The sequence below is a fragment of the Magnetospira sp. QH-2 genome, assembly GCF_000968135.1.
Lineage (GTDB): Bacteria > Pseudomonadota > Alphaproteobacteria > Rhodospirillales > Magnetospiraceae > Magnetospira.
This window is the reverse complement of sequence record NZ_FO538765.1, coordinates 3611024-3624757: the sequence shown is the minus strand read 5'-3', so window position 1 is coordinate 3624757 and position 13734 is coordinate 3611024. Positions and strand designations below refer to the sequence as shown.

At 61.2% G+C, this 13734-nt stretch carries 15 protein-coding genes; 3 read left to right on the top strand and 12 right to left on the bottom strand.

The window, feature by feature from the left end:
- Positions 1-8 precede the first annotated feature (8 nt).
- The 6 genes from MGMAQ_RS16970 to ccmA form a co-directional block, all read right to left on the bottom strand.
- A complete protein-coding gene (locus tag MGMAQ_RS16970; protein ID WP_046022483.1) occupies positions 9-1961 on the bottom strand; it encodes a heme lyase CcmF/NrfE family subunit in 1953 nt (650 codons plus the stop codon).
- Positions 1962-2001: 40 nt separating this feature from the next.
- Complete coding sequence (ccmE, locus tag MGMAQ_RS16965; protein ID WP_046022482.1) at positions 2002-2484, bottom strand: cytochrome c maturation protein CcmE; 483 nt, start codon at positions 2482-2484, stop codon at positions 2002-2004.
- On the bottom strand, positions 2474-2671 hold the full coding sequence (ccmD, locus tag MGMAQ_RS16960) for a heme exporter protein CcmD (protein WP_046022481.1): 198 nt from the start codon (positions 2669-2671) through the stop codon (positions 2474-2476). Before ccmD ends, ccmE begins: the two co-directional genes overlap by 11 nt.
- A gap of 18 nt (positions 2672-2689) precedes the next feature.
- Positions 2690-3409, bottom strand: a complete 720-nt coding sequence (locus MGMAQ_RS16955) for a heme ABC transporter permease (RefSeq protein WP_046022480.1) — start codon at positions 3407-3409, stop codon at positions 2690-2692.
- Positions 3410-3507: 98 nt separating this feature from the next.
- Complete coding sequence (gene ccmB / locus MGMAQ_RS16950) at positions 3508-4173, bottom strand: heme exporter protein CcmB (RefSeq protein WP_046022479.1); 666 nt, start codon at positions 4171-4173, stop codon at positions 3508-3510.
- Positions 4170-4859 (bottom strand): heme ABC exporter ATP-binding protein CcmA, encoded by a 690-nt coding sequence (gene ccmA, locus MGMAQ_RS16945; protein ID WP_046022478.1) that lies wholly within the window; start codon positions 4857-4859, stop codon positions 4170-4172. Before ccmA ends, ccmB begins: the two co-directional genes overlap by 4 nt.
- 334 nt (positions 4860-5193) lie before the next feature.
- Between ccmA and MGMAQ_RS16940 the strand changes: the two genes are divergently transcribed.
- Complete coding sequence (locus MGMAQ_RS16940; protein ID WP_046022477.1) at positions 5194-5700, top strand: invasion associated locus B family protein; 507 nt, start codon at positions 5194-5196, stop codon at positions 5698-5700.
- Positions 5701-5816: 116 nt separating this feature from the next.
- Entirely contained in the window at positions 5817-6371 is a 555-nt protein-coding gene (locus MGMAQ_RS16935) for a DUF4405 domain-containing protein (RefSeq protein WP_046022476.1), read from the top strand.
- Positions 6372-6419: 48 nt separating this feature from the next.
- Here MGMAQ_RS16935 and MGMAQ_RS19910 read toward each other — a convergent pair whose 3' ends face one another.
- The 6 genes from MGMAQ_RS19910 to MGMAQ_RS16905 all read right to left on the bottom strand — a co-directional run bounded on the left by MGMAQ_RS19910 (position 6420) and on the right by MGMAQ_RS16905 (position 12709).
- On the bottom strand, positions 6420-7115 hold the full coding sequence (locus MGMAQ_RS19910) for a FecR domain-containing protein (protein WP_052716501.1): 696 nt from the start codon (positions 7113-7115) through the stop codon (positions 6420-6422).
- Positions 7116-7184: 69 nt separating this feature from the next.
- Entirely contained in the window at positions 7185-8639 is a 1455-nt protein-coding gene (locus tag MGMAQ_RS16925; RefSeq protein ID WP_046023470.1) for a cobyric acid synthase, read from the bottom strand.
- 14 nt (positions 8640-8653) lie between these two features.
- On the bottom strand, positions 8654-9256 hold the full coding sequence (gene cobO / locus MGMAQ_RS16920; RefSeq protein ID WP_046022475.1) for a cob(I)yrinic acid a,c-diamide adenosyltransferase: 603 nt from the start codon (positions 9254-9256) through the stop codon (positions 8654-8656).
- Complete coding sequence (locus tag MGMAQ_RS16915) at positions 9257-9721, bottom strand: bacteriohemerythrin (protein WP_046022474.1); 465 nt, start codon at positions 9719-9721, stop codon at positions 9257-9259.
- 19 nt (positions 9722-9740) lie between these two features.
- Complete coding sequence (gene polA / locus MGMAQ_RS16910) at positions 9741-12506, bottom strand: DNA polymerase I (RefSeq protein ID WP_046022473.1); 2766 nt, start codon at positions 12504-12506, stop codon at positions 9741-9743.
- A gap of 8 nt (positions 12507-12514) precedes the next feature.
- Positions 12515-12709: a zinc-finger domain-containing protein gene (locus tag MGMAQ_RS16905; protein ID WP_046022472.1), complete on the bottom strand. Its 195-nt coding sequence runs from the start codon at positions 12707-12709 to the stop codon at positions 12515-12517.
- Between the two features lie 86 nt (positions 12710-12795).
- On the opposite strand from MGMAQ_RS16905, the gene MGMAQ_RS16900 reads away from it, so the two are divergent.
- Complete coding sequence (locus MGMAQ_RS16900) at positions 12796-13734, top strand: ABC transporter ATP-binding protein (RefSeq protein ID WP_148561005.1); 939 nt, start codon at positions 12796-12798, stop codon at positions 13732-13734.

The following is a 13734-nucleotide window of genomic DNA, read 5'->3' as shown; positions in this document are numbered from 1 at the left end:
ATCCTCCCTTATTCCGCCGCCGCGGCCGCGCGAACGCGGCTACGGGTCGGGGCGCCAATGCGGAATCGACGATCGGTCAGGCTGAGGATGCCCCCCAGCACCATCACCAAGCCGCCTACCCACATCCAAGGCACCAACGGGTTCCAATACAGGCGGGTCACATAGCCCGCGCCTTGCGGGTCGCCGATGACGGCGTAAAGATCGCCCATGAACATGGTATGAATGTCGGCCTCGCTGGTCGGGCGCCCTTGCACCGGATAGACGCGCTTTTCCGGATAAAGAACGACAACGGTCTCGCCGTCTTTGCGCACGGTGAAGGTTCCCTGTGTCGCCGTGTAGTTGGGACCCGGCACGGTGCGAGCGCCCTCCAAGGTGAACTCGTAGCCGCCAACCAAGGCTTTGTCGCCCGGCTGCATGGCCTGGATACTTTCCACTTTCCACAGCCCGGCGCCGGTCATTCCGGCAATGGTGATGGCCAGCCCGAAGTGGGTCACGGTCATGCCCCAAGCCGAACGCGGCATATGGATCATCTTCTTCACCCGCAGACCGGTACGGTTGCTGAATTCGACGAGTGTGCCCACCGCCAGCCAAGTGGCCATACCCAGACCGAGCATGGACATGACGGTGTCATCGCCCACCATCACACCGGTGATCCCGGCGACGATGATCGTGACCGCAAGGGCCACCCACAGGCGTCTCATGGCAGGCATCAGGTCGCCGCGTTTCCACGACAGTAACGGCCCGATACCCATGGCCACCACCATGGGCACCATCAGGGGAATAAACACCGCATTGAAGAATGGCGCGCCGACAGAAACCTTGTAGTCGAACACTTGGGCCATCAGCGGGAACAGGGTGCCGAGCAGCACCGCCCCGGCGGCGACGCTCATCAACAGGTTGTTGAGCAACAGGCTGCCTTCGCGGGAGATGGGCTGAAACAGGCCGCCCGCCTTCATGGAGGGGCCCCGCCAGGCGAACAGGGTCAAGGACCCCGCGACGGTAATCAGCAACAAGCCGAGAATGAACACGCCGCGTTCCGGGTCGCTGGCAAAAGCATGCACCGACGACAGCACGCCCGAGCGCACCAGGAAGGTGCCCAGCAAGCTGAGCCCAAAGGTGATGATGGCCAGGAAGATGGTCCAGGCCTTCAGCCCGTCGCGCTTTTCCACCACCATGGAGGAATGCAGCAGGGCGGTTCCGGCCAGCCAAGGCATGAAGGACGCATTTTCCACCGGATCCCAAAACCACCAGCCCCCCCAGCCGAGCTCATAGTAGGCCCACCAGGAACCCAGGCCGATGCCGATGGTCAGGGTGATCCAGGCCACCAGGGTCCAGGGCCGCACCCAACGGGCCCAGGCCGCATCCACCCGGCCTTCGATCAAGGCCGCGATGGCAAACGAGAAGGCCATGGAGAAGCCCACGTAGCCCAAATAGAGGAAGGGCGGATGGAAGGCCAACCCCGGGTCCTGCAACAGCGGATTGAGACCCTGGCCGTCAAACGGCGGCGGGACCAAGCGCTCGAAGGGATTGGAGGTGAACAGGATAAAGGCCAGAAAACCAACCGAGACCATGGCCTGAATCGCCAGAGCCCGGGCCTTCAGACCCGGCGGCAGGTTGCGGCCAAAGGCAGCCACCGCGCCGCCATAAATAGCCAGGATGAAGACCCACAACAGCATGGAGCCTTCATGATTGCCCCAAACGCCACTGACCTTGTAGAGCATCGGCTTGTCCGAGTGGGAGTTCTTGGCCACGTTGAGGACCGAAAAATCCGAGGTGACAAAGGCATGGGTCAAAGCAGCGAAAGAAATGGCGATCAACAACAGTTGCGCCAGCGCCGCCGGACTGGCCAGGGCCATCCAGGTGGCATTGTTCCGTTGCGCGCCGATCAGTGGCAGGGTGCCTTGCACCACTGCGACACAGAGGGCGAGGATCAGAGCGAAATGGCCGATTTCGGTGAACATGGGCAAAGGCCCCCTTGGCTATGGGTGTGACGACCGGCGTTTACTGATTGGCGGGTACCGCAGGGGGGCCCTCGTGCTTCATGGCGCCCTTGACCTTGTCCCACTTGCCGGACTCTTTCAGAGCCTCGGCCACTTCTGGTGGCATATAGTTCTCGTCGTGCTTGGCCAGCACTTCTTCGGCCTTGAACTGGCCGTTGATCAGGTAGCCCTCGGCCACCACCCCTTGTCCCTCGCGGAACAGGTCGGGCAGGATGCCATCATAAACCACCGGAATGGAATAGCTCAGATCGGTCACCTTGAAGGCGACCTCGGTGGAGCCATCGGTACGCTTCACGCTTTCTTCCTCGACCAGACCGCCAAGCCGCAGACGCCGGTCGGAGGGCAGCTCCTTTTCGGTCATCTGGGTTGGGGAATAGAAATAGACGATGCCGTCCTCGAAGGCGGAAAGCATCAGGCCCACGGCCACGCCAATGGCGGCCAGGCCGATCAGAACAAACGTTAATCGCTTATGCTTACGCTTCACGCTCGGTCTCTCCTTGCGGCTGTCCTCGAACGGCCTGTTTCAGGGAATCCAGGGTCGTTTCCTGATCCCGCGCGGCCTTGAGGCTTTGAATGAGAACGGCCACCAACACCACGGTAGCCAGGATATAACAGGGCCAAATGAAAGACGCGTAACCGCCCATTTCCGCCCATTCCATGATCGACTGCATGATGATTGTCTCCGGTCCTTATCCGTGAACCTGACGCAGGCGCAGGGCCCGCACCTTGCTGGCATTGATTTCGGCCCGCATCCTGATCAGCAGTACATAGACATAGTAAGCCTTGAAGGCCAATGCCATGAGGAACAGCGGAATCAGCATCTGTGAGTCGATGGCCGGACCGTCCATCTTCACCACGCTGGCGGGCTGATGCAGGGTATTCCACCAATCCACCGAGAACTTGATGATCGGCACGTTGATAATGCCCACCAGGGCCAACACCGCGCCCGCCTTCATGCCCCGGGTCGGGTCATCAAAGGCATGGATCAAGGCCATGTAGCCCAGATACAGGAACAACAGCACCAATTCGGCGGTCAATCGCGCGTCCCATACCCACCAGGCACCCCACATGGGCTTGCCCCAAAAAGAGCCGGTGATCAGGGTGATTAGGGTAAAGGCGGCGCCAATGGGCGCTGTCCCCTTGGCCGCCACGTCGCCCACCGGATGCTTCCAGATGACCCCGACACCGGCCGAAACGGCCATGGCGATGTAGCAGAACAGGGACATCCAGGCGGCGGGAACATGGATATACATGATCCGCACGGTCTCGCCCTGCTGATAATCAGGCGGGGAATCGAACAGCGCAAACCAGACACCGGCAATGGTGAGAATCGCGGCCAGCCCGGCGGTCCAGGGCAGTAACACCTTGGACAATTTCATGAACTGGTTGGGATTGGCGTACTTGTACATTGGTCCTTCCTGTTCGCGCTCTTGGACGCGGGCTCCGAGTCATAACCGTTTTGGCTCTTTAGTGCCAGTCTTAGACGACCGGCTGCCTTATCGTGATTTTACTCCAATGCTTGCCGCAAGGCCGCCGAGGCCGCCAGAGGCGCCAAAGGCAGCGAGACCACCAGCATCCCGGCCAGCACCAGCAGTTGGGTCTTGGCCGGAAAACCACCGACCACCGCATCCACCGCGCTGACTCCGAAAATCAAGATCGGAATATAAAGCGGCAGCACCAGCAGCGACAACAAAACCCCGCCCCGTCGCGCGCCGAGAATCAGCGCCGCGCCGATGGCGCCGATGAGGCTCAGGGTGGGCGTGCCTAGCGCCAGGGCCCCCACCAGCACCCAAAACCCGTCTTCGTGCAGATTGAGCAAAATGGCCAACAACGGCGTGGCGATCAGGAGCGGCAAACCGGTGGTCAGCCAATGGGCGATGATCTTGGCCAGGGCGATGAATTCCAACGGCAGCGGCGAGGTCGCCAACAGTTCCAGGGATCCGTCCTCGTAGTCGGTGAGGAACAAGCGCTCCAGCGACAGCATGGAGGCCAGCAGCGCGGCCACCCAGATCACCCCTGGCGCGATCCGGGCCAGGATATTCTGTTCCGGCCCGACGCCGAAAGGAAACAGGATGCAGGTCAGCACGAAAAACATGACCACCATCATGCTGTCGGAGCCCTGCCGCAGGGCCAGGCGCAAATCGCGGCGGACGATGGTCCAAAACCCGGTCATGCCATGGCCCCCATTGAGTCGTGATCGTCGAGATCCAGATGCCAGCCGGGGGCCAATCGGGCCGAAAATCGCGCCATGTCGAGGATGGTTGCATCCTCCAGGCCGATGTCTTGGTGGGTGGACACGATGACGATGCCGCCGCCGGCCCGGTGGCTGGCAATGGCTTGTTCCAGTTTGGTGATGGAGGCCTTGTCCAAGGCGGTGGTCGGTTCGTCCAGCAGCCACACGGGCGCCGGAGCGGCGATGATGCGGGCCAGATTGGCGCGGCGTTTCTGCCCCGCCGACAAATATCGCCCGGGTATATCGCGCAGATGGCCGATATCGAACATGTCGAAAGCCATCTCGATGCGTGTTTCCACATCCCCCGGCGCGTTGCGCAACGAGGCCCAGAAGGCAATGTTTTCGTGCACGGTAAGCACCGGCTTGATGCAGTCATGGTGGCCCACGTAATGCAGGCGGCCATGATGCTCGTCCGGCTCATCGGTGACGGCCTCGCCGTCCCAGGCCAGCAATCCGGCAGCCGGTTTGAGCAATCCAGCCAATACGCGGAGCAGGCTGGACTTGCCCGATCCGTTGGGGCCGATCAGTAAAAGTCCGCCCCCGGACTCAACGGCGAACGCCAGCTTGGCGAAGACGAGATTTTCGCCGCGGATACAGGTCAGGTCGGTGCCGGAAAAAAGGGACATTCGGTCTCCAGGAAAAGCTTGCCCGTTCGTATAGCAAAGGCAATCACTTCCCCCAACCGAAAAAGGTAAAGAAAGGCGACCGAGGTGGGGGGGACCTCGGTCGCCGGTATTCCCGGCATTGCACCGGAGTGGGGGCGTGAGAGGAAGGGACTCTCCCAGAGGTAGGATGGGAGGAGGCTCTCTCAGTTATCTATTCAAGCAGTGGAATGTGGCGGAAATGAGGACGGATAAGGGCAACAACAAGGCTGTTCTCTAAAAGGCGATTAACCCTTGTCAGGTCAGCGAAATCGGCAATAATCAGATCCCCATCCCGCGAGGAACAACCGAGGCCCCCATGACGAGATTCGCCATCGCCTTCGTCGTTCTCCTGAGCCTGACACCCCTGTCGGCCCGGGCCACCGTTGATGATCTGATCGAGACCTTCAAATCCTGGAGCGCTTTCGCCAGCGGCAAGGGCAAGGATAAAACCTGCTACATGGGCGCGGTTCCGAGCAAATCCACTGGTCAATACAAAAAGCGCGGCGATGTGCATGCCTGGGTGGCCCAACAACCGGGCGAAGACCAGTTCGACGTGGTGCAAATTGTTGCCGGCTATACCTACAAGACCCGGAGCGAGGTCACGGTCACCATTGGCGGCGATACCTTTACCTTGTTTACCGCGGACGATTCCGCCTGGGCTCGCGATGTCAAAACAGACCGGGCGATCGTCAAGGCCATGCGGGCGGGCAGCGAGATGGTCGTACGGGGTGTCTCCTCGCGCGGCACCAAGACCGTCGATACCTATTCCCTCAGCGGGTTCACCGCCGCCCATAACGCGACCAAAAAAGCCTGCGGGCTATAGCGTTACACAGCGTTACATTTTTTGATCTTTTTGAAATCGGGCTGATACAGGGGCGCCTTAGGATCCCATCCGTTCCCGACCCGAGAGTCGGGCTTTCGGATCCATGAGTTTGCACCATGTCTATTGCCTCGACCCTGCCGACCATTTCCACCCGCCCGCAAGCATCGAAATTTGGAACGCTACTGCAAAAATACGCCACGATCTTCACCACGGCGACCTTTGCCGTGGTCGGTCTCACAGGCAGCTTGATTTTTTTTCATTTGGGCAACGCCTATCTCATGGGGCTGCATGAATGGCTCGGTCTGGCTTTTGTCGTCGCGGCAGGATTTCATGTGCTGCGCCATGCCAACATGTTCACCAAGCTGCTAAAAAAATCCCGCACTCAGGTGATTCTGGCCGGGACCGCCACCCTGGCCATGGTTTGGGTCGCCACCACCGCTTTGGGGCCTGATACCGGTAATCCGCTGAAGGAATTTGCCCACCTCTCCACCCAGGCCCCGATCGCCGCTTTGGCCCAGGTAACGGGCGAGAATCCGGAAAGCCTCGCCGCCCGCTTCGAGGCGGCGGGGATTACCGGTATCTCGCTTGACCAATCCATTGAGACCGTCTCAAAGAATAAAAACCGGGAGTCGCGGGCACTGCTCCGTTTGGTCTTGGATGGCAGATCCTAAAGCGCCTGTCGGGTCCAATCGGATCCGACTCTAAGGCAGAAAAGGGAATCAGTCCCCCGCCAGCTTGCGCATCTCGGCCACCCGTTCCGGAGACCAGGCGTGGGGTTTGGTGGGGGCCATGCCCATGCCCTTGACTTCGCTGCCCCAGCCATGGCGATCGATCACCACCATTTGGCCGCCCGATTGCACGGTCATGGCGGTCTTTTCCTTGCCCGGTCGGGGGTCGCGAAGCAGCACGATACAGCCGGTACTATCCTTCTCGACCACCGCGAGCCCATGGGTACCGCGAATGCCGATGGTGGCCACCGGTGTACTGACCTTGAAGTTCTCGGCATCCAGGTGGGCGATCTGGCCGGACAGGAATCGAAAGGCACCCTGGGCGATCCGGACACTGAACCGGCTGCCTTTCATGCCAGGCTCGTAGATGAACTCATCCACCAGGATATCGGCTTTGGAGCCGAGGGAGAAAAAGGTGTCGTCGGTGAACCGCAAAGCCACCCGACCCTTGCTGCCGGTCTGAATTCGGTCGCTGAGATACAGCGGCATGTCCGGCGTCAGGGGTTTCTTCTGACCGCCAGGGACCACGATCCAGGCATCGGTGGCCTCTTCCACCAAGCCGATGGCGGTTCGATCCACCCCCATGGCCCGGGTGTGATCCCCCTGCAACTGGGCCATGACCAGCACCAGCAGGGCTATCAATATCAAGGGGAGGCGCTTTCGAGAGGCAGGGGCCATTTCGCTCATTGGGTCATCCAATCATCCGTGAGACTCTTTCCTGGTTAACACTATAGACCTGGAATTTGGTAAAAGAATTCACGTTGCCTTGACCGGGGTATGAAGGAGCCGGTCCAGATCCATATGCTCTTCCAGGTGGTCGGCCAGGGCATCGAGGGTGGAATCGATAGACGCCTCGAAGGCCAGATCCGATGTCCGACCCGGTCGCAAGGCATCAAGAAAAGCGTGGCGAAAATCGTCACCATTGAACAGGCCGTGCAGATAGCCGCCCATGACCCGCCCGTTGGCGGACCTCGCGCCATCCGGGCGATTGCGGTCGAGGATGGCCAATGGCCGGGTGCAATCACTGCCTTGGGTCCGGCCCAGATGCATCTCATATCCCAAGACCGCCACCCCTTCGGGCGTGGCTCCCGAGACGGTCACCAGCGCCTTGTCGCCGCCCATTTCCGTTTCCACATCCAACAGACCCAGGCCATCAATCGCGCGCAGATCCCCCTCGCGGCCTTCCGGGTCGGTGATGCGCCGGCCAAGCATCTGATAGCCGCCGCAGATGCCCAGCACCTTGCCGCCGCGCCGCACATGGGCGGCGATGTCGATGTTCCAGCCCTGATCGCGCAGGAATTGCAGGTCAGCGATGGTTGCCTTGGTGCCGGGCAGGATCACCAAATCCGCATCGCCGGGCAGGGCGCACCCGGGCTCGACGATGGTGAGGGCCACGTCCGGCTCGGCCATCAGCGGGTCCAGGTCGTCGAAATTGGCGATGCGCGACAAGCGCGGCACGGCGATGCGGATATCTCCGCCGCCTTGCTTGCGGGGCGCCCGGTCGAGGGCCATGGCGTCTTCTTTGGGTAATCGCCCGGCGGGCTCGAAAAAAGGCACAACGCCCAGGCAGTCCAGACCCGTATGCCGTTTGATGATGTCGATCGCCGGAGTGAACAGACTCACGTCGCCGCGAAAGCGGTTGATCACATAGCCCTTGAGCAATTGCCGCTCCGCCTCGGGTAGCAAGGCATGGGTGCCGACCACCGAGGCAATCACGCCGCCCCGGTCGATATCGGCCACCAGGATCACCGGCACATGGGCGGCGGTGGCAAAGCCCATGTTGGCGATATCGGCCTCGCGTAGATTGACCTCGGCGGCGCTCCCGGCCCCCTCGACCAATACCAGATCGGCCTCGGCGGATAGATCCCGAAAAGCATCGAGCACCCGGGGCAGCAGGCTGGGTTTCAGGGCATGGTAGTCCCGCGCCGTGGCGTTGCCCTGGACCGCGCCCATGACCACCACCTGTGCGCCCACATCGGTCTGCGGTTTCAATAGCACCGGGTTCATGCGGATATCCGGGGCCACGCCGCAGGCTCGCGCCTGCAAGGCCTGGGCACGACCGATCTCGCCACCATCCGGGGTGACGGCGGCGTTGTTGGACATATTCTGGGGTTTGAAGGGGCGAACGGTGAGACCGCGCCGCCCATAGGCCCGGCAGAGTCCGGCAGTCAGCAAGGACTTACCCACGTCGGAGCCGGTCCCTTGCAGCATCAGCGCCCGCAAGCTCAGAACTCCACGCCGGGCTGGGCCTTGATGCCTTTTTTGAACGGGTGTTTTACCAATTTCATCTCGGTGACCAGATCGGCGGCCTCGATCAGCGCCTCGGGGGCACCGCGCCCGGTGACCACCACATGGCAACCCTCGGGCCGGTTTGACAAGGCCTCGATGACTTCGTCCAGATCGACCAGTTCATATTTCAAGGCGACGTTCAATTCGTCCAGCACCACCATGCGGGTATCCGGGTCGGCGACCATCTCCTTGGCCGCGTCCCAGGCCCGCGCGGCGGCGGCCAGATCACGTTCCCGGTCCTGAGTCTCCCAGGTAAAGCCCTCGCCCATGGCCTTGAAGACCACCTGTTCGCCGAAGCTTTCGAACACCCGTCGTTCGGCGGTGTCCCAGGCCCCCTTGATGAACTGGATAACGCCCGCCTTCATGCCATGGCCGACGCAACGCAGCACCATGCCGAAGGCTGCCGAGGATTTGCCTTTGCCGGGTCCCGTATGGACAATCAGCAGGCCCTTTTCACCAGTCTTTTTAGCCATCATCTTTTCGCGGTTGGCCTTTTTCTTGGCCATACGGTCGGCGTGCAGGCTATTGGGCTCGGTCATTCAAGGCGCCTCGGGGATGTGGTTTTTCCAAGCGTTGGTTTGCAGATCATGCTCCGGGCGCAAGATGAAATCCCGTATCTGCGTATCCGACTGAGACATGTGGCGCACCACCCAGAACTTCAAGAAATTGATCAACACCTGGAGCTCTTCCGCCGACTGCTCCAGGTCCAGTTCAAGCATGTAATCGGTGATTTCCTCCAGCAGTCTGTCGTGCTGGACCTTGTGCTCCGGATAGGCCGGGAAGGCAATGTTGCGCATCAGCTGTTCTTCGTGGGCAAAGTGGGCCCGGGTCTCGGCGATCAGCGTTTCGATATGGGGAATGGCGGCGGCCAGACCGTCATCCCCTTGAAGGGCATCGAGCGCCGTATTGGCCGACTCGATGATCTTTTGATGCTGCTCGTCCACCGATTGTAACTCGGTGGACAGGGACGCCGTCCAATGAATATGCTGGGTTTCGGCATTCATCCTATTCTTGTCTCCCCCCTTAATGGGCTTCGGCCCATGTGGGCCCGATGCCCGCATCCACTTCCAGCGGCACGCTCAGGTCCGCCGCGTCTTCCATCACACGGCAGACCACTGCCTTGGTGGCATCGGATTCCCCTTCTGGCACCTCGAATACCAGTTCGTCGTGAACCTGCAACAGCATTTTGGCACCCAGATCGGCTTCCGCCAAGGCCCCCGGTACGCGGATCATGGCCCGCTTGATGATATCGGCGGCGCCGCCCTGGATTGGTGCGTTGATGGCGGCGCGCTCGGCAAAGCCCCGGGCGTTGGGATTCTTCTCGTTGATACCGCGCACATGCACCCGGCGCCCGAACAAGGTGGTCACATAGCCATGGGAGGCGGCAAACTGCTTGGTTTCGTCCATATAAGCCCGGATGCCCGGGTACTGGGCGAAATAGGCGTCGATATAGTCCTTGGCCTCGCCGTTGGAGATCCCCAGCTGCCGGGCCAGTCCGAACGCCGAGATACCATAGATGATGCCGAAATTGATTGCCTTGGCATTGCGCCGGACCATGGGGTCCATGCCCTCCACCGGCACTCCGAACACCTGCGAGGCGGTCAGGGCATGAATGTCCGTGCCTTCGTGGAAGGCTTCCTTCAGCACCCCGATATCGGCCACATGGGCCAACAGCCGCAATTCAATTTGAGAATAGTCGGCGGACAGCAAAACGTTCCCGGGCTCGGCGATGAAGGCCTTTCGCAGCTTGCGGCCCTCCTCGGTGCGGATGGGAATGTTCTGCAAATTGGGATCGGTCGACGACAGCCGCCCGGTGGCGGCACCGGTCTGCATATAGCTGGTATGGACCCGCCCCGTTTGGGGATTGATCTGTTCCAACAGGGCATCCGTATAGGTACTCTTGAGCTTGGCCAGTTGCCGCCAGTCCAGCACCCGGGCGGGCAGGTCGTGCCCGGCGGCGGCCAGATCCTCCAGCACCGAGGCGCCGGTGGCATAGGCCCCGGTCTTACCCTTCTTGCCACCGGGCAGGCTCATTTCATCAAATAGGATCTCGCCCAATTGCTTGGGGGAGCCCACGTTGAATTCCCGCCCGGCCAGTTTATGGATTTCCTGTTCCAGATCGCCCAGGCGGGCGGTGAAATCGGTGGAAAGCTCCTTCAAAAACGGGGCATCCACCTTGATGCCTTCGGCCTCCATGGTCCGCAGCACTGGTACCAGGGGCCGTTCCAGGGTCTCATAGACCGTGCAGAGTTTTTCCTCGACCAGGCGCGGTTTCAGGATTCGATGCAGCCGCAGGGTTACGTCCGCATCCTCGGCGGCGTAGTCCAGGGCCTCGTCCATGGGCACCAGGTCGAAAGTGATCTGTTTCTTGCCGCTTCCAGCCACATCGCTGAACTTGATGGTCTGCATCCCCAGATGCAGCTGTGCCAGTTCGTCCATGCCATGACCATGGGCGCCGCCTTCGAGCACATAGGACAGCAACATGGTGTCGTCCATGGGCCCCAATTCGATGCCGTAGCGCCGCAAGATCTGCATGTCGTATTTGAGGTTCTGGCCGATCTTCAGCACCGCCGGATCTTCCAGCAGCGGCTTGAGCAGCGCCAGGGCCTGATCCATGGGGATCTGGTCGGGCAGCGGTTTGGCCTCGGCGCCATCGCCGAACAGGTCGCTTTGATTCCCCGCCGTGCGATGGGCCAGTGGGACATAACAGGCCCGGCCCGGCTCGGTGGACAAGCAGACGCCGACCAGATCGGCCTGCATGGAATCCAGACCGGTGGTTTCCGTATCCACCGCCAAATGACCCACGCGCATCGCCTCGGCCACCCAGTCCTTCAGGTGATCCAGATCCTGCACCAGTTCATAGTCGCGCCCGGCTTGGGCCGCCTCGGCGGCGGCGTCGCGTTGCAGGTCGCCATTTTCGGTCAGCCGCCCCTCGACCTTGGCGATCAGCGACTTGAAGCTTTGCTCCTTGACGAAGTTCAGCAGGCGCTGCGGATCGGGCCGCTTGACGGCAAAATCGCTCAAGGGGTGTTGCACCGGCACATCGTCACGCAGGGTGACCAATTGCAGCGAGATCCGCGCCCGGTCGGCCTGGGTGGTCAGGCGCTCGCGGCGCTTGGGCTGTTTGATTTCGCCCGCCCGCGACAGCAGGGTTTCCAAATCGCCATACTCGCCCAGCAACTGAGCCGCCGTTTTCACGCCGATGCCCTCGACTCCGGGGACATTGTCCGCCGAATCTCCGGCCAGGGCTTGAACCTCGATGACCTTGTCCGGGCCGACGCCGAATTTCTCTTTCACCTGTTCCGGGCCGATAACCCGGTTTTTCATGGCATCGAGCATGGTCACCCGGTCGCCCACCAACTGCATCAGATCCTTGTCCGAGGACACGATGGTCACATTGGCGCCCTCGGCCACGGCGAGTCGGGCATAGGTGGCGATGATGTCATCGGCCTCGAAGCCGTCGTGGTCGATGGCGGGCAGATTAAAGGCTTCGACCGCCTGGCGGATGATATCGAACTGCGGGATCAGTTCTTCCGGCGGCGGCGGGCGGTGGGCCTTGTATTCGGGATAGATATCGCTGCGAAAGGTCTTGCGCGCCTTGTCGAAGATGATGGCGATATGGTCCGCGTCGGTCTCGTCGAGCAGCTTCATCAGCATGGTGGTGAAGCCATAGACGGCGTTGACCGGCGTGCCGTCCGGGCGGGTCATCATCGGCAGGCCATGGAAGGCGCGGAAGATGAAGCCCGATCCATCGACCAGGAAGACGTGTTTGGGGGCGGTTTCGGTCATGGGGGGGATCAGTGCCCGCCCGACTTGGCCCCGGCCTTCAGCTGGAATATTTGCGAACAATAAGGACAGACCGCATGGCCGTTGGCATCGGTATGCAAAAAGACCGCCGGGTGGCCCAGGGCGTCGTCACCGCCGCCGTCACAGGAAAAGGTTGGGCTATCCACTTCGATGACATGTTCGCGGGTGTCGTATGTGGTATTCATGGCGGAGTCCCTTCAACGCGGTCATTGACCCATTCAATGGGCGGATGATACCGATTGCCGCCCGACAATCAACCGGTTCCGACTCCATGAGCGATTCACCCGACAACGCGATCCAATGCATCGATCTGTGCAAGACCTATGGCGGCCGGGGCAAAGCACCCAAGCCTGCCTTGGATCATGTGAGTCTGGATATCCCCCGGGGGTCATTTTTCGGTCTGTTGGGACCCAATGGCGCCGGCAAATCGACGCTGATCAATATTCTGGCCGGACTGGTCATGCGGACCTCAGGCGAGGCGCGCATCTGGGGCCGCGACATCGAACGCGAGATGCGGGCCGCGCGGCAGGCCATTGGCATCGTGCCGCAGGAACTCAACATCGACCCGTTCTTCAGTCCGCGCGAATTGCTGGATCTCTATGCCGGACTCTATGGTGTGCCGAAGAAGGAACGCCGTACCATGGAGATCCTTGATGCCGTGGGGCTGGCCGACAAGGCCGATGCCTATGCCCGTACCCTGTCCGGCGGCATGCGCCGACGGCTTTTGGTGGCCAAGGCTATGGTCCATAACCCGCCGATCCTGGTGCTGGACGAACCCACTGCCGGGGTGGATGTGCAACTGCGCCAACAGCTCTGGGCCATGGTCCAGGAACTCAACGACGGCGGCACCACCATCTTGCTCACCACCCATTATCTGGAAGAAGCGGAAAACCTCTGCGACCGCATCGCGGTGATCGATCAGGGCAAGCTGATCGCTTGCGAGACCACCGAGGATCTGCTCAAACGCATGGATGCCAAGCAGCTGACCGTAACCCTGGATACTGATCTCGCTGCGCTGCCGGAAAGCCTGTCGCCCTTCCATGTGGAGCAGACCGACCCTCGCACCCTGGTATTTTCCTATCCGCCCAGCACGGTCAACGGCGGGCAGATTCTTGAAGCCTTGCGCGATGGCGGGCTGACGGTGGTGGATCTATCCACCCACGAGGCGGACCTGGAAGATATCTTCCTGCGGCTGACCGGGAAAGACTGA

Bases quoted from the DNA above. Each gene is read 5' to 3' on its own strand.
- MGMAQ_RS16915 (WP_046022474.1), bottom strand. From the start codon at position 9,721: ATGAATGCCGAAACCCAGCATATTCATTGGACGGCGTCCCTGTCCACC.
- MGMAQ_RS16940 (WP_046022477.1), top strand. From the start codon at position 5,194: ATGACGAGATTCGCCATCGCCTTCGTCGTTCTCCTGAGCCTGACACCC.
- polA (WP_046022473.1), bottom strand. From the start codon at position 12,506: ATGACCGAAACCGCCCCCAAACACGTCTTCCTGGTCGATGGATCGGGC.
- MGMAQ_RS16970 (WP_046022483.1), bottom strand. From the start codon at position 1,961: ATGTTCACCGAAATCGGCCATTTCGCTCTGATCCTCGCCCTCTGTGTC.
- MGMAQ_RS19910 (WP_052716501.1), bottom strand. From the start codon at position 7,115: ATGAGCGAAATGGCCCCTGCCTCTCGAAAGCGCCTCCCCTTGATATTG.
- MGMAQ_RS16925 (WP_046023470.1), bottom strand. From the start codon at position 8,639: ATGCTGCAAGGGACCGGCTCCGACGTGGGTAAGTCCTTGCTGACTGCC.
- MGMAQ_RS16905 (WP_046022472.1), bottom strand. From the start codon at position 12,709: ATGAATACCACATACGACACCCGCGAACATGTCATCGAAGTGGATAGC.
- ccmD (WP_046022481.1), bottom strand. From the start codon at position 2,671: ATGCAGTCGATCATGGAATGGGCGGAAATGGGCGGTTACGCGTCTTTC.
- MGMAQ_RS16900 (WP_148561005.1), top strand. From the start codon at position 12,796: ATGAGCGATTCACCCGACAACGCGATCCAATGCATCGATCTGTGCAAG.
- ccmA (WP_046022478.1), bottom strand. From the start codon at position 4,859: ATGTCCCTTTTTTCCGGCACCGACCTGACCTGTATCCGCGGCGAAAAT.
- MGMAQ_RS16935 (WP_046022476.1), top strand. From the start codon at position 5,817: ATGTCTATTGCCTCGACCCTGCCGACCATTTCCACCCGCCCGCAAGCA.
- MGMAQ_RS16955 (WP_046022480.1), bottom strand. From the start codon at position 3,409: ATGTACAAGTACGCCAATCCCAACCAGTTCATGAAATTGTCCAAGGTG.
- cobO (WP_046022475.1), bottom strand. From the start codon at position 9,256: ATGACCGAGCCCAATAGCCTGCACGCCGACCGTATGGCCAAGAAAAAG.
- ccmB (WP_046022479.1), bottom strand. From the start codon at position 4,173: ATGACCGGGTTTTGGACCATCGTCCGCCGCGATTTGCGCCTGGCCCTG.